We start from the raw sequence: 18,411 nt of genomic DNA on the forward strand, positions 1-18,411 counted from the left end.
TCCCTGACTGCACAGTCCGCCCGGGGCGACCCCTGCTTTAACCGCACACGATACAAACAGTCTGGACATAAGGGAAGTTTCGCCTAAGTCTGCCAGATAATAAGTCATACAAATTGGAATTCGGCGACCGCGGTGTTCCAATGGAGGGGTTTGATTGTGCGTCTCGCGACGATCGATCTGGTAGTGATCGCCTCGTACGGGCTGTTCATTTTCGCGCTTGCCCAGTGGGTCAGCCGAGAGAAGGGCGGCCATGCGAAAGACAGCACGGACTACTTCCTGGCATCGAGGAACCTGCCCTGGTGGGCGATCGGCGCATCGCTGATCGCGGCCAACATCTCGGCGGAACAGATCGTCGGCATGTCCGGATCGGGTTATGCGATCGGCCTTGCGATCGCGTCCTACGAATGGATGGCCGCCCTGACGTTGCTGATCGTCGGCAAGTTCTTCCTGCCGATCTTCCTGCGCAACCGCATCTACACGATGCCCCAGTTCCTCGAACAGCGGTTCGGCCCGACCATCCGCACGATCATGGCGTTGTTCTGGCTGGCGCTCTACGTGTTCGTCAATCTCACGTCGATCCTCTGGCTCGGATCGCTCGCGGTACACACCGTGGCGGGAGTGGACCAGCTCACCGCCCTTGTCGGCCTGGCCGCCTTTGCCCTCCTCTACCAGCTCTATGGGGGCCTAAAGGCGGTCGCACTGACCGATATCGTCCAAGTCACCCTGCTCGTCATGGGAGGCCTTCTGATCAGCTGGATCACGCTGTCCGATCTTGGCGGAGGCGATGGGGTGATCGGCGGCTTCGCCCGCCTGACGCGCGAGTTGCCCGGCCACTTCGAGATGATCCTCGCGCCCGACAATCCGTTTTACAAGGACCTTCCCGGCATCTCTGTGCTGGTGGGCGGGATGTGGATCGCCAACCTCTCATACTGGGGCTTCAACCAGTACATCATTCAGCGCGCACTCGCCGCCAGGAACATCGGTGAGGCCCAGAAGGGCGTGGTGTTCGCCGCATTCCTCAAGCTCCTGATGCCGGCGATCGTGGTCCTGCCGGGTATCGCGGCAGTTCTGCTCGCCCCCGGCCTGTCGAAACCCGATGAAGCCTATCCCATGATGATGCGGCTGTTGCCGTCGGGCATCCTCGGGCTTGTCTTCGCCGCCCTGATGGCCGCCGTGATCGCCTCGACGGCGTCGAAGATCAACTCGATCGCGACGATCTTCACCCTCGACCTGTATGCCAAGTTCCGCGGGACGCGCAGCCGTGCCGAGGACGGTGCCGACGGGCGGGAGGGGCCGGCGGCAGAGCGGCATCTCGTGCTAGTGGGACGGATAACCGCCACATTCGCGACCGTGATGGCCGTTGTCACCACTCGTCCCCTGCTCGGAAATTCCGATCAGGCCTTTCAGTTCATCCAGGAATTTTCCGGTTTCTTCACGCCCGGCATCACCGCGATCTTCCTCATGGGGCTGTTCTGGAAAAGGGCGAGCGAGGCCGGCGCGATCTGTGCGGCGGTCGGTTCGGTCGGGGCAAGCTATCTGTTCAAGGTCTTGATGCCGGGCCTCCCTTTCATGGACCGCATGGGCATTGTCTTCCTGCTGTCGCTGGCCATGGGAGTGCTGCTTTCGATCATTCGTCCGGCTGCGGACGGAGCCGACGGGATCGCGACCGCCGATGTCGATTTTCGAACCGGCGCCCCGTTCAACGTCGCCGCGGCGGTCGTCGTCGCCATCCTCGTCGCCCTCTATGCCGCCTGGTGGTGATTGCGATGCATGAACCTTTTCTCGCGATCGATTGGGGTATGACCAATCGTACGGTTTTCGACTTCGATGCGAACGGCAGGATTGCCGGGACGCACCGGGACGATCGCGGCGTGCTGTTCTTCGACAGGTCGGAACTGCCGGAGGAGATAGACAGGTTGCGCGCCCGCTACGGGAACAAACCCATCCTGGCTGCCGGCTCGATCGGGTCGGACAAGGGGTGGCTGACCGCCCCTTATGTCGCCGCTCCGGCATCTCTTGCGGATATCGCGCGTGCGGTCGTCGAGACCGGAATCCCCGGCGTCACGTTCACGCCGGGCCTTTCGTACTGCGATGACGAGGGAATGCCCGATGTCATGAGGGGGGAGGAGCTCCAGTTTCTCGGCGCGGCGGCGGCGGACCTCGTTCCTCCTGGAGCGCTGCTCTGCCAGCCGGGTACCCATTGCAAGTGGGCAAAGGTCGAAGGACACCGCATCACCTGGTTCAGGACCGCCATGACCGGCGAACTGTTCGGGCTCATTGCGCGGCACAGCATCGTCATCGGACCGGATGCGGAGCCGGTTGATCCCGCGCGACCGGAGTTCGCGCTCGGCGTGCTGTCATCTCCGCGCGATTCCCTGCCCACGCTTCTGTTCAGGGCCAGAGCCGCGCGCGTGACCGGCAAGTGGAGCGCCAGCCAATGCTCTGCCTATGCCAGTGGGGTCCTCATCGGCATCGATGTCGCCTCCAACCTGGAGAGATCGAACGGCACCGTTCACGTTCTCGCCGACGACCGGCTCGGACCCTGCTACTCCAGAGCGATCGGCCTGCTGGGTGCCAGGGCGGTGACCATCGACAGCCGCACGGCATTCGCCAGGGGCGCGCAGCAGGTGTGGCGCTCCATCGCGGGTGAACTGGCGTGAACCTGGCCGAAGCGCTTTCCGAATGCCCCGTCATGGCAATTCTGCGCGGGGTGCATCCGGATGAAATCGAGACGGTCGCCGATGCCCTGGTTTCTTCCGGGATTCGCGCGATCGAAATCCCCCTCAACTCGCCCGATGCGCTTACGAGCATCGATCGCCTTTCCCGCAGTGGCATTGGTCCGGCGATTGTGGGCGCAGGCACGGTACTGGCCACGAGATCGGTACATGAATGCGCCGATGCCGGCGCCCGTTTCATCGTTTCACCCAACACGGATCGCGCCGTCATCACGACGGCGCAGTCGAACGGGATGGCGACCGTACCCGGTTTTCTGACCCCGACGGAAGCCTTTGCGGCGATCGAGGCAGGTGCGACCATGCTCAAGCTGTTTCCGGCCGAAGCCGTGAAGCCCGAATATGTCGATTCCCTGCGAGCTGTGCTTCCGCCCGGAATGATGATCGTCGTGACCGGAGGCATTTCCGCTTCGTCGGTATCCGCCTGGAAAGGCCGGCATCACATCGCCTTCGGCGTTGGAGGCGCACTCTATCGACCCGGTTGGAATGCCATCAGGGTCGCGGACAGTGCTACCGGGATCGTCGAAGCCGTCTCCGGGTTTGTCGGGGGCTAACGGCAGGACGGACTATGAATGCCGGCCGCGTGGCGTCCGTCGAAATGCAGAGCTGTTCCCCCGGCCCAGTTTCGGATCAGCCGGCGATTGCGCAGGGTGCGCGCTTCGCCCTATGCGCTGGCGAGACATTTTGTTGCGGGTGGGGCGATGGATCGCGAATGGGTGGATTGGGCCGTCGGCCGGATCGAGGCGGATTTCAACCGGTCGGCGGATACGCATCTGGTGCCGGTCGCGTTGCCGGCGCTGCCGCGCATCGCGCTTTACCTGAAGGATGAATCGAGCCACCCGACCGGGAGCCTGAAGCACCGGCTGGCGCGCTCGCTCTTCCTCTATGCGCTGTGCAACGGATGGATCGGGCGCGACACGACGATCGTCGAGGCGTCCAGCGGATCGACGGCGGTGTCGGAAGCCTATTTCGCCCGGATGCTGGGCCTGCGGTTCGTGGCGGTCGTACCGCGCAGCACCGCGGCGGCGAAGGTGGCGGCGATCGCGTTTCAGGGCGGGCAATGTCACTTCGTCGAGTGCGCGCGCGAGATGTACGGCGCGGCGGCGGGCCTGGCCGCGGAGCTGGGCGGCCATTACATGGACCAGTTCACCTATGCCGAACGCGCGACCGACTGGCGCAGCAACAACAATATCGCCGAATCGATCTTTGCACAGATGACGCGTGAGCCATGTCCGGTGCCGGACTGGATCGTGTGCGGGGCTGGGACCGGCGGCACGTCGGCGACGATCGGCCGCTATGTCCGGTACAACCGGCACGCGACGCGAATTTGCGTGGCCGACCCCGAAACCTCTGTCTTCCATCGCCACTGGGCCGATCGCGCGGTGACGCAGACCGATGGTGCCGGCAGCCTGATCGAGGGGATCGGGCGTCCGCGCATGGAGCCGAGTTTCCTGCCCGACATCGTCGACCGGATGATCGCGGTCAGCGACGCGCGCAGCATCGCGGCGGCGCGGGTGCTCAGCACGCGCCTGGGTCGGCGCTGCGGTGGATCGACCGGCACCAATTTGTGGGCGGTGGCGCGACTGGCGACGGAAATGGCCGGCCGCGACGCATGCGGGTCGATCGTGTCGATCCTGTGCGACGATGGCAGCCGCTACGCCGATACGATCTTTGACGATGCATGGCTGGCCGGGCAGGGGATCGACATCGCCCCCCATGCCGCGGCGCTGAACGCCTTTTTCGACAAGGGGGTCCTGCCCGAAACGGCATGACGCCGGGTGCGGTGGCCCCCGGCGTGTCCGTGAAGGGCGATGGGTCAGCCCTTTCGGCTGGTTTCGAACAGGAACCAGGCGCGTTCCTCGGCCTGGTCGGTCCATTCGTCCAGAATGCCGCTGGTGGCGTTGTCCTTCGCCTCATCGACGATGTCCTTCGCCTCGCGCAGCAGCTCGACCAGCTTCAGATTGTCGTCGCGCAGTTCGACGAGCATGTCCTCGGCCCGCACGAACGCGGCGTCATTGTCCTTGATCGTCTGGCGACGGGCGATGTCGCCGATCGAGCGCAGCGTCGTGTTCCCGGTCTTGCGCACCCGTTCCGCGATCGCATCGGTGGTGGCGAGGATCTGCGCCGCCTGGTCGTCCAGCAACAGGTGATAGTCGCGGAAATGCGGACCGGAGACGTGCCAGTGGAAATTCTTGGTCTTGAGGTACAGCGCATAGCTGTCCGCCAGGATGCCGTTCAGCGCATCCGCCACGGACTTGGCGTCGTTGCTCTTCAGGTCGGTCGGCGTCTTCAGCGCCGCATCGGTATCGGCCATGTCGGTAGTCCCTTTCGGTTGGATCGCCAATGTAACGATCCCTTGCGCGATCGGGTCCGGAATTTCATCGGGAAATGTTGCATCACGGAAATCGAGTGAGCCGATCAGGCGCTGCCCGATTCGGGCGTGGCCCGATTCAGGCGCTGGCCGATTCAGGCGAGGCGCAGCGCCTGCGCTCCGAAGAACAGCCCGGCGGCAAGGCAGGCGAGGCCGAACAGGATCCGGATCGCGCGGATCGGCAATTGCCGCCACGCCATCTCCCCCGACAGCGCGGCGGCGGTGTTGACCGCGAACACCGCGACCAGCGCCCCCGCGCCCGCCAGCCATGGCGTCGAGCCGCGCGCCGAAAAGGCGAGGACGAAGAATTGAGTCGTATCGCCAAGCGCCAGGCTGAACACGCCCAGAAATCCGGTCAGCAGCGCGCCGATCCGCCAGCTATCGAGGCGGTCGGGCGGCTTGAGCCGCCACAGCGACCCCATGGCCGCGAAGATCAGCGCCAGCGCGAGCAGCAGCATCTTTGCATTCGGGGTGAGCAGCGGAGCGATCAGCATCCCCGCCGCCGCCGCCAGCGCGATGCCGGCGGCATGGGCGAACAGCGCCGCCAACGCGATCGTCAGCGGACGCCCGTAGCGATCGGCAAGGATTGCGACCAGCCAGGGCGAGCGGTCGCCGATCTGGGTCAGCAGCGCGGCGACGAAGGCGGGGACGGCGGCTTCCACCCGAAGCGTCAGCCGGCCAGCCGGATCGCGCACGCCGCGGCGAAGGTGGCGTCGGCGCGCCGGTCGTCGCGTCCGCAGGTCACGGCATCGCGCAGCAGCGAAAGGCCGTCCGCGATCAACGGACCGCGCTGACCACTGGCAAGCGCGGTTTCGAGGGCGTGGACGATGGGAATGGCGGGTGACATATGGTTGGCGAGCGCGATGCGGCGGATCGCGTCGAGATCGCCCGCCAGATCGGCGGTGGCGGCGCGCGCGGCGCGCGCGCCCAGCGAATCGATTCGGCCCATCAGCTCGTGCGTCAGCGCCCAGTTGCGTCCATCGACCATCTTCGTCCCCCCTTTGCCAATTTCAGCAAGTTGCAGGGTGAGGCAATAGGGTTAACGAGCCGATAAGGACCCGTGCGCCGCGGCCAAGCCTTGACATCGGCGGCGGGGGGAGGCATGCGCCCACCCCTGACAGCGGCCTGCCAGCGCGCGGCCGCTTTATTCGTTTACGTGAAACTACAGGACCCGGGCGATGGCCAAGCCGACTACCGTCAAGATCAAGCTCGTCAGCACCGCTGACACCGGCTTCTTCTATGTGACCAAGAAGAACCCGCGCACCCAGACCGAAAAGCTGTCGTTCCGCAAGTACGACCCGGTCGCGCGCAAGCATGTCGAGTTCAAGGAAGCGAAGATCAAGTAATCCGGCTCCGGCCGGATCGCTTCACGTCGTTCGATCGGGGCCGCGGGCATCCTGCCCGGCGGCCTTTTTGCGTGTGGTTCTGTGTTATCGATCGAGCCGTCCGGGCGGAGCAAGGCTAGAGCAGCGCCTGCACCTCTTCGATAAACCGCATCACCGAAATCGGTTTGGTGACATAGGCACTGGCGCCGGCGGCGCGAATCCGCGCCTCGTCCTCCTGCCCGGCATAGGCGGTCACGGCCATGACCGGGATCGTCCGCAGCGCGGAATCCCCCCGCATCCGGCCGATAATGTCGAGACCGGAAATATGGGGAAGCTGAATGTCCATGACGATCAGATCGGGAGCAAAGCTGCGCGCGGTCGCCACCGCCTCGCGCCCGTCGCGAACCGCCGCCGTCTCGAACCCGTGCGCGCGCAACAGGTCGCAGAAAAGTTTGAGGTTCAGTTCGTTGTCCTCGACAACCATCACCCTTTTTGCCACGCGCACCTTCCACCCCAACGGTGAAACGGGCTTTAGATGACGCAGGCGGCGGAGACAATTGACGGGGCGACGGCGCTGGCGCTGGCCGCGCTCGGCTGGGTCGTTTCCGACGGACCGCGCGCCCGGCGGCTGATCGACCTCACCGGACTGGACCCCGCCGATCTGCGCGCGCGGGCGGCGGAGCCGGACGTGCTGGCGGCGGTGCTGGGGTTTCTTGAGGCGCACGAGCCGGACCTGGTCGCCTGTGCCGCGGCGGCGGATGTCGAACCGGCCGCGCTGGTCCGCGCGCGCGCAACGCTGGAGTCCGCATGAAACCCCTGTTGATCTGCGACTGTGACGAGGTGCTGCTGCATATGGTGCGGCATTTCGGGGCGTGGCTGGATGAGGCGCATGATATCGAGTTCGATCTGTCGCATGGCGACTGGTCGCGCGCGATGCGCCCCCGCGACGGTTCGCGCCTGACCCCGGACGCGATGTGGGGCTATCTGGACGGATTCTTCCCGGGGGAAATGGGGCGCCAGACGCTGGTCCCGCATGCGCGCGACGCGCTGGCATCGCTGGCGGAGATCGCCGACATCGTGATCCTCACCAACCTTCAGGATCATTGTCGCGATCATCGGATCGTCCAGCTGGAATCGCATGGCATCGCCCATCGCGTCGAATGCAACCAGGGCGGGAAGGGGACGCCGGTGGCCCGGCTGGTGGAGGAACATGGCGCCGGGGTCACCGTGTTCATCGACGACCTGCCCCAGCATCACGAATCGGTCGCACGTGCCGCGCCGGGTGTGTTCCGGCTGCACATGGTGTCCGAACCCGCCCTTGCCGCGCACGTCCCCGCGGCGTCGCACGCCCATGCCCGGATCGACGACTGGCGCGAGGCGCGGCGATGGATCGCCGCCCGCTTCGCCGATGGCGTCCCGGCCCCCGCCCTTGCACCTACAGGAGAAACCCGATGACCGACGTCCATGCCCGCCTTGCCGAACTGGGCCTTACCCTGCCCGAAGCGGCGGCCCCGGTTGCCGCCTATGTCCCGACGGTCGAGGCCGGCGGACTGCTTCACATTTCCGGGCAATTGCCGTTCAAGGACGGCGTGGTGATGACCGGACGGCTCGGGGAAGACCGCGATCTGGCCTATGGGCAGGAGGCGGCGGAGCGTTGCGCCCTGATGCTCGCGGCGCAGATCGAAAAGGCGCTGGGCGGGTTCGACCGGTTCGACCGGATCGTGAAACTGGGCGTGTTCGTCAACTCGGCGCCGGCCTTCACCGATCAGCCCCAGGTGGCGAACGGCGCGTCGGAGCTGATGGAAAAGCTGTTCGGAGACGCGGGCCGCCATGCGCGCAGCGCGGTCGGCGTCGCCGTGCTGCCCCGGGGCGCCGCGGTCGAGATCGACGCGATCGTCGCGGTGCGCTGAACCGTTGCATTCGTGACAATTCTGTTGCGCTGCCGCAACAGCTGGGCCGGAAATCGCGCTGCACTGCGAAAGAAGATTGTGCGGCGCAACCGGATTCGGCACATTCCGGTCGTGGGAGAACAACAGCCGCGCCGGGGACCCGTCCCTGAGCCAATGCGGCGCGACCTCCCGCGGCAGGTTGGGAACCACCGAACGCAAGACGAAAGGGATCCCATGCGTATCACGAAGCTCACCCTCGGCGCGCTCATGCTCGCCGCCACCGCCACGCCGGCTTTCGCACAGGACGAAACCGCCGCCCCGACCGATCCGATCACCATTTCGGGCAGCGCGACGGTGGTCAGCGACTATCGTTTCCGCGGCTTTTCGCAGACCAATGAGGAAGCGACGATCCAGGGCGGGTTCACCGTCAGCCATGAGAGCGGCCTGTATCTCGGCACCTGGGGGTCGGGCATCGGCTTCGCGAACGGGACCGAAATCGACGTGTTCGGTGGCTTTGCGACCAAGGTGTCGTCGGGCGTGACCCTGGATGTCGGCGCGACGCTGTATCTGTATCCGGGTACTTCGAGCAGTTCGATCATCGAACCCTATGCCTCGGTCAGCGGCGATCTGGGGCCGGCTTCGGTAAAGCTGGGCGTCGCCTGGGCGCCGGGCGGGCAGGATTCGCTGGGCGATGACAGTGCCGTCTATATCTACACCGATCTGGGCGTCGGCATCCCGCAGACCCCGCTGAAGCTGAAGGGCCATGTCGGCTATGCCAAGAGCGACAGCTTCCTGGGCGGTCTCGACGGCGATGTGTTCGACTATTCGGTCGGCGCGGAAGTCAGCTGGAAGGCGCTGACCTTCGGCATTTCCTACGTCAACACCGATGCGCCGCGCCTGGGCGGCTACAAGGAATCGGTCGGCGCGGACGGCGCGGTGCTGTTCACGCTCGGCGCGTCCTTCTAACGCATTCGCCAGCGAACAACGAAAGGGCCGCGGAACCGATGGGTTTCGCGGCCCTTATCGCATGGGCTTGTCGACCGGAGTCTTGCCAGATGGGGGCTTGCCGGGCGGGCCGGCAGCGCCCCCACGCGCCATTTTATGGCTTGGGCGTCGCCTGAGTCTTGGCGTCGCGGCCATCGCCTTCGGGCGCGGCGACGATGTCGCGGGTGGTGCTGCCCTTGTCCACGACGGTGGTGCCGGGGCTGCCTGCGGTCGAGCGTGCGCCGACATCGGCCGCGCCAGCGCCGCCGGCGGCGGTGATCGTCGCCTCTTCCGCCGCCGATCGCGGCGCGGTGCCGCCGAACAGCGCGTCCAGCGCCTGCTGCGCCGGGCCGCCGGCATCCTGGGGCCGGGGCGCGCCGGGCTGGGGCGGCTTCATCGCGAAATCGGGCGGGATCACCAGCGGCGCCTGCCGCGCGACCGAAAACTCGTCGGGCCGCTTGCGGTTGAACAGGCCCCCGCCGCCGCAACTGGCGAGCAGCATCGCGGCGCCGCCGATCGCGACGAAAACAACGGACTTACGCATTCGCATTCTCCACAGGGGCGTCGTCCGCGGTCTTCTTCTCACGCACGAAGAGCGCCCGGATGAGCAGGATCAGGACACCGATGGTAATCGCAGCATCGGCCACATTGAAGACCAAAAAAGGGCGCCACTCGCCGAAGTGCAGATCGGCATAGTCGACGACATAGCCAAAACGCATCCGATCGACGATGTTGCCGAGCGCGCCGCCGAGCACGAGCGCGAGCGCGAACATGTCGTGGCGGCTCTTTTCGCGCAGCATCCACCAGGCGACACCGGCGGCGATCACGCCGGTCAGGCCGACCAGCAGCCAGCGCATCGTCGAGGTTTCCGCGGGCAAGAGGCCGAGCGACACGCCGATATTCGCGACGAAGCGAATGTCGAAGATGGGCAGCACTTCCAGTGCCTTGCCAGGGGCGTCGATGCCCAGGCCATCGACCACCCATGCCTTCATCGCCTGGTCGGCGATGAAGATGAGCGCGGCGAGGACGAAGCCGATCGTACGATTGCGGGTCATGAATCCAGCCATCAGGAGATTACGTCCGCGCAGCGGTGGCACAGCGCGCCGTCGGCTTCAACCTCCGGCAGCAACCGCCAGCAGCGACCGCATTTGTGATGATCGGTGCGGGCGACGCTCACCGTGTCGCCGTCGCCATGATGGACATCGGCGACGATGAACACTTCGGCCAGTTCCGAAGCGGGACGCAGCAGATGCGGCACCGTCACCTCGGCCTCCAGGCTGGAACGGATCGTCTTTTCGCGGCGCATCGGCTCGATCGCCTCGGTCACGCGCTCGCGCAGGGCGCGGATATCCTCCCATTCGGTCGAGATCGCGTCATCGCCGGGCAGCGGCGGCAACTCCGGCCATTCGAGGAAATGGACCGATCCGTCCTCGCTCGGGAACCGTGCCTGCCACACTTCCTCGGCGGTGAAGGCGAGGATCGGCGCGGCATAGCGCACCAGCGCGTGGAACAGGATGTCGAGCACGGTGCGATAGGCGCGGCGCTTGGGGTCGTCGGCCGCGTCGCAGTACAGGCAATCCTTGCGGATATCGAAGAAAAAGGCCGACAGGTCCTCGTTCATGAACTCCGACAGGGCGCGGGCATAGCGGTTGAACTCGAATGCCTCCGCCGCGGCGCGCAACTCGACGTCGAGCGCGCCCAGCTTGTGGAGGATATAGAGTTCCAGCTCCGGCATCTTGCCGACATCGAGCCGTTCCGCGTCGGCAAATCCATCGAGCGCGCCGAGCAGGTAGCGAAAGGTGTTGCGGATCTTGCGGTACGCGTCCCCGGTGCCGCCCAGCACCTCCTTGCCGATGCGCACGTCGTCGAAATAGTCGGTCTGGGCGACCCAGAGGCGCAGAATGTCGGCGCCGCTCTCGTTGATGACCTTCAGCGGATCGACGACGTTGCCGAGCGACTTCGACATCTTGCGCCCCTGTCCGTCGAGCGCAAAGCCATGGGTCAGGACCGCGTCATAGGGCGCCCGCCCGCGCGTCCCGCAGCTTTCGAGCAGCGAGGACTGGAACCAGCCGCGATGCTGATCCGACCCCTCAAGATAGAGGTTCGCGCGCGTTCCCGCGCCATAGCGCGCCTCGATCACGAAGCTGTGGGTGGAGCCGCTGTCGAACCACACGTCGAGGATGTCATTGACCACCTCGTAATCGGCAAGGTCGTGGTCGGGGCCGAGCAGCGCCTGATGGTCCGCGCCGAACCACGCGTCCGCGCCGCCCATGCGAAAGGCGTCGAGGATGCGGGCGTTCACGGCCTCATCGCGCAGGTAATCGCCGGTCTGGCGGTGGACGTAGAGCGGGATCGGCACGCCCCAGGCGCGCTGACGGCTGATCACCCAGTCGGGGCGCTGCTCCACCATCGAGCGGATGCGGTTGACCGAGCGGGCGGGGACCCATTTGGTGCGCTCGATCGCGTCGAGCGCGAGGTTGCGCAACGTGGGCGCATTGTGGGTAGGATTGACGATCGGCCCGAAGCCCGCAGCCTGCGCCATGCCGGGCAGCTCGTCCGCAGCCGCGCCGGGGGTGCGCGCGACATCCTGCATAAAACCGTCGGTGTCGGATCGCAGCGCGTCGCCGCCCGCGCGCTTGCCGTCCATCGGGATGAACCATTGCGGGGTCGCGCGGAAGATGATCTTCGCCTTGGACCGCCAGCTATGCGGGTAGCTGTGCGCGAAATCGTCCGACGCGGCGAGCAGCGCGCCGGCGGTGCGCAGGTCTGAACAGATCGGGCCGTCGCTCGCCACGAACTTCTTGTTGATCACCGATCCCTGCCCACCGAGCCACGCCCAGTCGGGGCGGTACATGCCCGCGCCATCGACCGCGAAGACCGGGTCGATGCCATGCGCCTTGCACAGCAGGAAATCGTCCTCGCCATGATCGGGCGCCATGTGGACGAGGCCGGTACCCGCGTCCGTGGTGACGAAGTCGCCGGGCAGGAATGGGCGGGGCTTTGCGAAGAACCCGCCGAGATGGTGCATCGGGTGGCGGGCGGTGGCGCCGGCGAGTTGCGAGCCGCGAAACTTGCCGACGACCTTGAAGTCAAACAGGTCCGGCGACTTAACTGCTAGTCGCTTCTCAAACTGCGGGATCAATTGTTCCGCAACGAGATAGCGTCCACCTTCTTGCAGATTGCCGGCCGCGCCCTCCCCGTAGTTTACCCAAACATCAATGAGGGCGTACTCAACCTCCGGCCCATAGGCCAAAGCTTGGTTCACCGGGATCGTCCACGGCGTGGTCGTCCAGATCACCGCATGCGCGCCGACCAGTTCGGGCGCGTTGGGGGCATCGACGATCTCGAACGCCACGTCGATCTGGGTCGACACCACATCCTCATATTCGACCTCGGCCTCGGCCAGCGCGGTCCTTTCGACCGGCGACCACATCACCGGCTTGGCCCCGCGATACAGCTGGCCCGACTCCGCGAATTTGAGCAATTCGCCCGCGATCGTCGCCTCGGCGTCGAACTTCATGGTAAGGTAGGGATCGTCCCAATCGCCCATCACGCCCAGCCGCTCGAACTGCCCGCGCTGCACCGCGACCCATTTTTCGGCATAGGCGCGACATTCGGCGCGGAATTCGGCCGCCGGCACCTCGTCCTTGTTCAGCTTCTTCGCGCGATACGCTTCCTCGATCTTCCATTCGATGGGCAGGCCGTGGCAGTCCCAGCCGGGGACGTACGGCGCGTCCTTGCCCATCAGGCTTTGCGAGCGGACGACGATGTCCTTCAGGATCTTGTTCATGGCGTGACCCATGTGCAGGTCGCCATTGGCGTAGGGCGGGCCGTCGTGGAGGATGAAGCGTTCACGGCCCGCGCGCTGCTCGCGCAGCCGCTCATACACGCCGATCCTTGCCCAGCGGTCGAGGATCGCCGGCTCCTTGGCGGCGAGGCCCGCCTTCATCGGGAAGTCGGTCTTCGGCAGGAAGACGGTGTCGCGATAGTCGCGCGCGGAATCGTTGGTGTCGGTCATTGGTCTGCGCCGATTAGAGGAAAGGTCACGCTTACGGAAGCATCTAGGCCCCTCCCCGCGCGGAGGAGGGGCTAGGTAATTCGCAGCGCCGCCCGCGCATCGTCGCAATCGCGGGCGATTTGCGCACGGAGCGCGTCGAGATCGTCATATTTCGCTTCGTCGCGCAGGAATTCGATGAGCTCGACCTCGATGGTCTGGCCGTAGAGATCGCCCGAGAAATCAAAGAAATAGGGTTCGAGCAATTCGACCGGCGGATCGATGCTGGGCCGGATGCCGAGATTGGCGACGCCGTCGAGCCGCCGCCCGTCCGGCAGCCGCCCGCGCACCGCATAGATGCCATAGCGCGGACGCAGATACGTGCCGAGGCGCAGGTTCGCGGTCGGAAAGCCCAGTTCGCGGCCCAGCCGGGCGCCGGATTCCACCACCCCCTCGATCGCGAAGGGGCGGGTGAGCAGCGCGGCGGCGTCGCGCGGGCGGCCCGCGCGCAACGCCGCGCGGATGCGGCTGGACGAGACGATGTCGCCGCCATCCGCGACCGGCGCGACCGTATCGACGCTGAAGCCCAATTCGGCGCCCAGTGCCGCCAGCACCGCGACATCGCCGTCGCGCCCCTTGCCAAAGGTGAAGTCCGCGCCGGTGACGACCCCGCCCGCGCCGATCAGGTCGATGAGCCGCGCCTGCGCGAATTCGCGCGCGGACAGGCCGGCGAGCGCGGCGTCAAAGGCGAAGACGAGCATCGCGTCCGCGCCGGCCGCGGCGAACAGTCGCTGCCGCTGATCCAGCGTCGTCAGGCGGAACGGAGCGGTGTCGGGGCGGAAATGCCGCATCGGATGCGGATCGAAAGTGGCGACGATCGCCGGGCGCCCTTCATCGCGCGCACGCGCTACCGCGCGGCCGACCACCGCCTGGTGGCCGCGATGAAAGCCGTCGAAATTGCCCAGCGCCACGATCCCGCCGCGCAGCGACGCGGGAACCGCAGCGGCCCCGTCGAGCCGTTCCATGCCGGCGGGCTATAGTGGGTAGGGGCGGCGGTGCAAATTTCGAATCCGCGTGGGCGGGTCGCGGCGTGTTGCCGACCGCCTATCGCTGCGGCGCGATGCCGGCGCGGATGACGCGCAGGACGTTGCCGCCCATCACCTTGCCGATCTCCTCGGGCGTGAAGCCGCGATCGACCAGCGCCTGGGTGACGTAGATCAGCTTCGACGTATCGAATCCGGTCGTCACCGATCCGTCGAAATCCGAACCCAGCCCGACATGATCGATCCCCACCAGGTCGCGGACATGCGCGATCGCGCGGGCGATCTGCGCCGGCTCGGTCGAACAGATCGCCGCGTCCCAATAGCCGATGCCGACCACCCCGCCGGTCCGCGCGACGCCGCGAATCTCGTCATCGGTGAGGTTGCGGTTCACCTTGCACACCGCCTGGACGCCGCCATGGCTGGACACGACGGGGCGCCTTGCCATGCTGAGGACCTCCGCGACGGTCTGGTGGCTCGAATGGGCGATATCGACGATCATCCCGATCCGCTCCATCCGCCGCACCGTCTGCACGCCCAGCGGGGTGAGGCCGCCCTTCCTTACCCCGTGCATCGATCCGGCGATTTCATTGTCAAAGAAATGCGCGAGCCCGGCCATGCGGAAACCGGCGGCGTGGAGCCGGTCGAGATTGGCGAGCTTGCCCTCCATGTCCTGCAACCCCTCGATCGACAGGAGCGCGCCGACCGCCTTGCTTCCGGCCGCGCGATCGGTGAGCAGCGCGTCGAGGTCCGCGCCGGTGCGGATCACGCGCAGCCGGTCGCCCGATGCGGCGGCGGCGCGGTCGAGCTTCGTCGCATGCCACAGCGAGCGTTCGAGCAACGAGTTCCAGGTGCGCACCGGCTGCAACTGGCCGATCGCCAATGCGGTGATGTTGTCGGTCCGGTCGGTGTTCGAATCGTAATTCTGACCGCGCGGCGTCTTGGTGACCGACGAAAAGACCTGGAGCGCGACATTCCCGTCGATCAGGCGGGGCAGGTCGATATGGCCGCGGCCCGCGCGGTCGAGCAGGTTGCGCTTCCACAACAGCGTATCGCCATGCATGTCGGCGATCTGGAGGCTGGCGTGCAGCTTGCGCGTCGCCGGCGTGACGGTGGGCAGCCGGGTCGCCACCACCTTGTTCATCCCGCGCTCGACGATGCCCGGACCGAAGGCGAAGAACGCGACCGCGCCGATCACGATGAGGGCGAGGATGCCCCAAAGCCACTTCTTCATGTCACCACCCCCTCCATCGCCCCGAAGCCGTTTCGGGGGCCACCGTCCCGCATGCGCGTCGATGGCCCGGTTTGCGACACCATGGCTCCCCGGACAAGCCCGGGGTGACGATCAGGCGCGCGCGAGCGTTACGAAGCTATAGGCCGGCCGCTCGCCCTCGGCCGGGTGATCCTCGCGCGATACCTCGCGCCAGCCGGGGCCGAAGGGAGGAACGATCGCGTCGCCTGCGGGGGCGGCATGGACTTCGGTGAGTTCGATCCGGTCCGCGCGGTCGCGCAGCAGCGCGAAGATTTCCGCACCGCCGATCACCGCGACGTCGCCCGGTCCCGCCAGCGCCAGGGCGTCGGCGAGCGAATGCGCGACCTCCGCCCCGTCGGCATGCCAGGCGCGATCGCGCGTCAGGACGATGTGGCGGCGACCGGGCAGGGGGGCGGGAAAACTCTCGAACGTCTTGCGCCCCATCACCATCGGCTTGCCCATCGTCTGCGCCTTGAACCGCCGGAGATCGGCGGGAAGGCGCCAGGGCAGGGTGCCATCGACGCCGATCACGCCATTGTCGGCCCGCGCGAGATGAAAGATGATCAGACCGCGACCTCGGCCTTGATATGCGGCTGGGCGACATAGTCGTGCAGCGCGAAATCCTCATATTCATACGCGTCGATCAAGGGCGGGCGGCGCAGGATTTCGAGGCGCGGCAGCGGGCCGGGTGCGCGGGACAGCTGCATTTCCGCCTGTTCGAGATGGTTGGAATAGAGGTGGCAATCGCCGCCGGTCCAGATGAACTCGCCGACCTCCAGATCGCATTGCTGGGCGAGCATGTGCGTCAGCAGCGCGTAGCTGGCGATGTTGAACGGTTTTCCGGTGAGCGCTTCCGTTGCCACTTTCGCTATTCCTGTCGCCATAATCACACCCGTGTCCCAGAACGATTATAGGTCTAACGTCGCTATCGGCCAACCGCATCTATCCGAGTTGCTGCGACAACCGCGCCAACGCCGCACTCGCCTCGGCCGATTTCCCTGCCTGAAGCAGTCTCGCGGCTTCTTGAAGGCCACGTTGCCCCTTGAGCCTGCCGATGAGCGTCTCCTCGTGAAGCTGGAGCTGCCGGATACGGTCGGAGACCTTCGTCGCCTGCACCGCCTCCGAAGTCTGCATGCGCCGGTTGAACGCGTAGGTGAGGTAAGGGCGCAACGACGCCGGGCTGCTGTGGCCCATCTGCTCAGCCGCCTTGACCAGGATCGTCTCGGCCCAGTTCGACATCGAACCTATATTCAGATCGCCTGCCAAAAGGGCATCGAGCAGCCCCTCGATGGTCCTCACCGCGTAGCGCGCGCGAAGTCGGTGGATGCTCGAGTTTTCAATACCCACGGCCTTGAACGAGCGACGGCCAAGAGACGTGATGCTGTCCAGATGCAAGGCCATGCCAGTCTTGCTCGACAGGAAAACCTCCGGCGGTTCCTTGTAGCCAGGCACCCCCTTGAAACTCTCCACGATCTGGCGGCGGCCATGGTCGATGTGGTCGAGGGTGCGGAACACCAACTCGGGAAGCACCCGGAGCTCTCCGGCCTTTCGGCCCTTGCGCACGATGTCGATGATCCATGGTTCGTCGCGCTCGATCAGTTGGTCGAGTTGGTCGATGGTCGGCAGCTGATCCTTCCGGAGCGTGTTCAGTTCGAAGCGGCGAGGACCACAGTCCTCCTTCCACGAGAAGATCAGCGAGTCGCGCTCACCCATCGGCCGTTCCGCGACGTCGGCATGCAGATCCTCGATCTCGTCATTCGTGGGAGTGTGCCTCATGCGAGACGATGCGCCCGAGTTCGACAGCGTCAAAGGTGTGGACCACGATCCGAAGACCTTCCCGTGCCGGCCCTTGCTGAAGTGCTGCTTGGCGCTAATCGCGAAGGTGACGTCCTGAAGCGCGACGGGCAGGTCACCCGGCACGTAGATGCCGACGTGGAAGCGAAGTCGCTTCGTCTCCTCTGCCCACTTGTAGAAGGCGAATATCGTCTGCAGCGAGGTATTGATCCGTGCGACACCGAGCTTCATCGTGTGGCGGAGATGGTCGCGCCAGATGGTCAGAAACGCGTCGTCGACGGTCGTCCAGCCTCGCCCGCGCTCGCGGCAGAACCGAAGAAACGGCCGGAGGATGTTCGCGTATTCGCCCACCGAGCCCGCCGCTAGCTCGAGATCGACGCTGAGGTAGCGAAACCAATCGGAAGCCGGTTCGTCGATGCCATCTGGCCAGACCAGCGTCGGGATCGACGGTCGCCGGATACCCCTGATCACGCATGTCCCGCTGGTCATGACGATCAAGCCCAGGGCGATTTTCTCCTTAGCCATGCGCGTTCTCCGATCCGCTGAGCATGTGGTGCAGGCCGACGACGCGGTCAGCCACCCGGGGCGGCGTTCGCGCGATCTTAGTGAGCTGCTCGCGCGTGCCGACGAGCACGACCTGGCTCCGTCCTCGCGTGACCGCCGTATACAACCAGCTTCTGTCGCAGCGGTCGTCGAGCACAACGATCACGCGCTCGAAATCAGACCCTTGGGCACGGTGACACGTGAGCGCGTATCCCCATGAGCAATCGCGAAAGTGGCGATGCTCGATCAGCCGCTCCCGGCCATCGACTTCCACCAGCACTGCCCAGGCGGGAAGCATTCCGGCGTCGTCGCCCGCTTCCGCATCGCCGGACCATTCTCGGGTGATCTCCTGTGACGTCGCCTCTCGCAAGACGATGCCCAGGCTGCCATTCATCAGCTCCACGTCCCAATGGTTCACGTCGCATACGAACCGATCGCCCGAACTGAAGCCGGTGTCGCCTTCCGGTCCGAGAATGCGCCGGCCGCC

General features: G+C 65.9%; 21 protein-coding genes and 1 pseudogene. 9 read left to right on the forward strand and 13 right to left on the reverse strand.

The features are described 5' to 3' along the window. The first annotated feature begins 156 nt into the window (after nucleotides 1–156). From KF783_RS15305 to KF783_RS15320, 4 genes are all read left to right on the forward strand, one after another. Complete coding sequence (locus KF783_RS15305; protein WP_294080920.1) at nucleotides 157–1,761, forward strand: sodium/sugar symporter; 1,605 nt, start codon at nucleotides 157–159, stop codon at nucleotides 1,759–1,761. A 38-nt stretch (nucleotides 1,762–1,799) separates the two neighbouring features. Beyond that, complete coding sequence (locus tag KF783_RS15310) at nucleotides 1,800–2,660, forward strand: 2-dehydro-3-deoxygalactonokinase (protein WP_294080879.1); 861 nt, start codon at nucleotides 1,800–1,802, stop codon at nucleotides 2,658–2,660. Further along, nucleotides 2,657–3,286 carry a 2-dehydro-3-deoxy-6-phosphogalactonate aldolase gene (locus tag KF783_RS15315; protein WP_294080881.1) on the forward strand — a complete coding sequence of 210 codons (630 nt, stop codon included), beginning with the start codon at nucleotides 2,657–2,659 and terminating at the stop codon, nucleotides 3,284–3,286. The genes KF783_RS15310 and KF783_RS15315 overlap by 4 nt, the downstream gene beginning before the upstream one ends. A 147-nt stretch (nucleotides 3,287–3,433) precedes the next feature. Then, the gene (locus KF783_RS15320; protein WP_294080883.1) at nucleotides 3,434–4,504 is read left to right on the forward strand and encodes a PLP-dependent cysteine synthase family protein; all 1,071 of its coding nucleotides are present in this window, start codon (nucleotides 3,434–3,436) and stop codon (nucleotides 4,502–4,504) included. A 44-nt stretch (nucleotides 4,505–4,548) separates the two neighbouring features. On the opposite strand, the gene KF783_RS15325 is transcribed toward KF783_RS15320, so the two are convergent. From KF783_RS15325 to KF783_RS15335, 3 genes are all read right to left on the reverse strand, one after another. Further along, the gene (locus tag KF783_RS15325; RefSeq protein ID WP_294080885.1) at nucleotides 4,549–5,046 is read right to left on the reverse strand and encodes a DNA starvation/stationary phase protection protein; all 498 of its coding nucleotides are present in this window, start codon (nucleotides 5,044–5,046) and stop codon (nucleotides 4,549–4,551) included. A 152-nt stretch (nucleotides 5,047–5,198) separates the two neighbouring features. Next, on the reverse strand, nucleotides 5,199–5,798 hold the full coding sequence (locus KF783_RS15330) for a TMEM165/GDT1 family protein (protein WP_294080888.1): 600 nt from the start codon (nucleotides 5,796–5,798) through the stop codon (nucleotides 5,199–5,201). Continuing rightward, nucleotides 5,774–6,091 (reverse strand): hypothetical protein, encoded by a 318-nt coding sequence (locus KF783_RS15335; protein WP_294080890.1) that lies wholly within the window; start codon nucleotides 6,089–6,091, stop codon nucleotides 5,774–5,776. Before KF783_RS15335 ends, KF783_RS15330 begins: the two co-directional genes overlap by 25 nt. A gap of 190 nt (nucleotides 6,092–6,281) precedes the next feature. Between KF783_RS15335 and rpmG the strand changes: the two genes are divergently transcribed. Beyond that, entirely contained in the window at nucleotides 6,282–6,449 is a 168-nt protein-coding gene (rpmG, locus tag KF783_RS15340; protein ID WP_265118380.1) for a 50S ribosomal protein L33, read from the forward strand. 115 nt (nucleotides 6,450–6,564) lie between these two features. Here rpmG and KF783_RS15345 read toward each other — a convergent pair whose 3' ends face one another. After that, a complete protein-coding gene (locus KF783_RS15345; protein ID WP_294080897.1) occupies nucleotides 6,565–6,927 on the reverse strand; it encodes a response regulator in 363 nt (120 codons plus the stop codon). Between the two features lie 36 nt (nucleotides 6,928–6,963). Between KF783_RS15345 and KF783_RS15350 the strand changes: the two genes are divergently transcribed. The 4 genes from KF783_RS15350 (at nucleotide 6,964) to KF783_RS15365 (ending at nucleotide 9,283) form a co-directional block, all read left to right on the forward strand. After that, a complete protein-coding gene (locus KF783_RS15350) occupies nucleotides 6,964–7,239 on the forward strand; it encodes a DUF3572 family protein (RefSeq protein ID WP_294080899.1) in 276 nt (91 codons plus the stop codon). Beyond that, nucleotides 7,236–7,883: an HAD family hydrolase gene (locus KF783_RS15355; RefSeq protein ID WP_294080901.1), complete on the forward strand. Its 648-nt coding sequence runs from the start codon at nucleotides 7,236–7,238 to the stop codon at nucleotides 7,881–7,883. Before KF783_RS15350 ends, KF783_RS15355 begins: the two co-directional genes overlap by 4 nt. Then, entirely contained in the window at nucleotides 7,880–8,338 is a 459-nt protein-coding gene (locus KF783_RS15360; protein WP_294080903.1) for a RidA family protein, read from the forward strand. The genes KF783_RS15355 and KF783_RS15360 overlap by 4 nt, the downstream gene beginning before the upstream one ends. A gap of 213 nt (nucleotides 8,339–8,551) precedes the next feature. Then, on the forward strand, nucleotides 8,552–9,283 hold the full coding sequence (locus KF783_RS15365) for a TorF family putative porin (protein WP_294080905.1): 732 nt from the start codon (nucleotides 8,552–8,554) through the stop codon (nucleotides 9,281–9,283). A gap of 133 nt (nucleotides 9,284–9,416) precedes the next feature. On the opposite strand, the gene KF783_RS15370 is transcribed toward KF783_RS15365, so the two are convergent. The 9 genes and pseudogenes from KF783_RS15370 to KF783_RS15410 all read right to left on the reverse strand — a co-directional run. Next, nucleotides 9,417–9,845 carry a DUF3035 domain-containing protein gene (locus KF783_RS15370; protein ID WP_294080907.1) on the reverse strand — a complete coding sequence of 143 codons (429 nt, stop codon included), beginning with the start codon at nucleotides 9,843–9,845 and terminating at the stop codon, nucleotides 9,417–9,419. Further along, on the reverse strand, nucleotides 9,838–10,356 hold the full coding sequence (gene lspA / locus KF783_RS15375; protein WP_294080922.1) for a signal peptidase II: 519 nt from the start codon (nucleotides 10,354–10,356) through the stop codon (nucleotides 9,838–9,840). The genes KF783_RS15370 and lspA overlap by 8 nt, the downstream gene beginning before the upstream one ends. Before the next feature lie 11 nt (nucleotides 10,357–10,367). Further along, nucleotides 10,368–13,319 (reverse strand): isoleucine--tRNA ligase, encoded by a 2,952-nt coding sequence (gene ileS / locus KF783_RS15380; protein WP_294080909.1) that lies wholly within the window; start codon nucleotides 13,317–13,319, stop codon nucleotides 10,368–10,370. A 71-nt stretch (nucleotides 13,320–13,390) separates the two neighbouring features. Continuing rightward, the gene (locus tag KF783_RS15385) at nucleotides 13,391–14,320 is read right to left on the reverse strand and encodes a bifunctional riboflavin kinase/FAD synthetase (RefSeq protein ID WP_294080911.1); all 930 of its coding nucleotides are present in this window, start codon (nucleotides 14,318–14,320) and stop codon (nucleotides 13,391–13,393) included. 79 nt (nucleotides 14,321–14,399) lie between these two features. Continuing rightward, nucleotides 14,400–15,569 (reverse strand): dipeptidase, encoded by a 1,170-nt coding sequence (locus KF783_RS15390; protein ID WP_294080913.1) that lies wholly within the window; start codon nucleotides 15,567–15,569, stop codon nucleotides 14,400–14,402. A gap of 111 nt (nucleotides 15,570–15,680) precedes the next feature. Next, nucleotides 15,681–16,154, reverse strand: a complete 474-nt coding sequence (locus tag KF783_RS15395) for a dihydrofolate reductase (RefSeq protein WP_294080924.1) — start codon at nucleotides 16,152–16,154, stop codon at nucleotides 15,681–15,683. After that, nucleotides 16,151–16,423: pseudogene (thyA, locus tag KF783_RS15400) on the reverse strand (thymidylate synthase); the annotation flags it as partial. The pseudogene thyA and the gene KF783_RS15395, both read right to left, overlap by 4 nt. Nucleotides 16,424–16,529: 106 nt before the next feature. After that, on the reverse strand, nucleotides 16,530–17,906 hold the full coding sequence (locus tag KF783_RS15405) for a site-specific integrase (protein WP_294080915.1): 1,377 nt from the start codon (nucleotides 17,904–17,906) through the stop codon (nucleotides 16,530–16,532). Then, nucleotides 17,899–18,411 (reverse strand): ATP-dependent RecD-like DNA helicase (locus tag KF783_RS15410; protein ID WP_294080917.1); only part of this gene is annotated, 513 nt, incomplete at its 5' end. The genes KF783_RS15405 and KF783_RS15410, both read right to left, overlap by 8 nt.

This window comes from Sphingomonas sp., assembly GCF_019635455.1.
Lineage (GTDB): Bacteria > Pseudomonadota > Alphaproteobacteria > Sphingomonadales > Sphingomonadaceae > Sphingomonas.

Bases quoted from the DNA above. Each gene is read 5' to 3' on its own strand.
- KF783_RS15390 (WP_294080913.1), bottom strand. From the start codon at position 15,569: ATGAAGAAGTGGCTTTGGGGCATCCTCGCCCTCATCGTGATCGGCGCG.
- KF783_RS15405 (WP_294080915.1), bottom strand. From the start codon at position 17,906: ATGGCTAAGGAGAAAATCGCCCTGGGCTTGATCGTCATGACCAGCGGG.
- KF783_RS15335 (WP_294080890.1), bottom strand. From the start codon at position 6,091: ATGGTCGATGGACGCAACTGGGCGCTGACGCACGAGCTGATGGGCCGA.
- KF783_RS15320 (WP_294080883.1), top strand. From the start codon at position 3,434: ATGGATCGCGAATGGGTGGATTGGGCCGTCGGCCGGATCGAGGCGGAT.
- KF783_RS15360 (WP_294080903.1), top strand. From the start codon at position 7,880: ATGACCGACGTCCATGCCCGCCTTGCCGAACTGGGCCTTACCCTGCCC.
- KF783_RS15370 (WP_294080907.1), bottom strand. From the start codon at position 9,845: ATGCGTAAGTCCGTTGTTTTCGTCGCGATCGGCGGCGCCGCGATGCTG.
- KF783_RS15365 (WP_294080905.1), top strand. From the start codon at position 8,552: ATGCGTATCACGAAGCTCACCCTCGGCGCGCTCATGCTCGCCGCCACC.
- KF783_RS15350 (WP_294080899.1), top strand. From the start codon at position 6,964: ATGACGCAGGCGGCGGAGACAATTGACGGGGCGACGGCGCTGGCGCTG.
- ileS (WP_294080909.1), bottom strand. From the start codon at position 13,319: ATGACCGACACCAACGATTCCGCGCGCGACTATCGCGACACCGTCTTC.
- KF783_RS15310 (WP_294080879.1), top strand. From the start codon at position 1,800: ATGACCAATCGTACGGTTTTCGACTTCGATGCGAACGGCAGGATTGCC.
- KF783_RS15325 (WP_294080885.1), bottom strand. From the start codon at position 5,046: ATGGCCGATACCGATGCGGCGCTGAAGACGCCGACCGACCTGAAGAGC.
- KF783_RS15385 (WP_294080911.1), bottom strand. From the start codon at position 14,320: ATGGAACGGCTCGACGGGGCCGCTGCGGTTCCCGCGTCGCTGCGCGGC.
- KF783_RS15355 (WP_294080901.1), top strand. From the start codon at position 7,236: ATGAAACCCCTGTTGATCTGCGACTGTGACGAGGTGCTGCTGCATATG.
- lspA (WP_294080922.1), bottom strand. From the start codon at position 10,356: ATGACCCGCAATCGTACGATCGGCTTCGTCCTCGCCGCGCTCATCTTC.
- rpmG (WP_265118380.1), top strand. From the start codon at position 6,282: ATGGCCAAGCCGACTACCGTCAAGATCAAGCTCGTCAGCACCGCTGAC.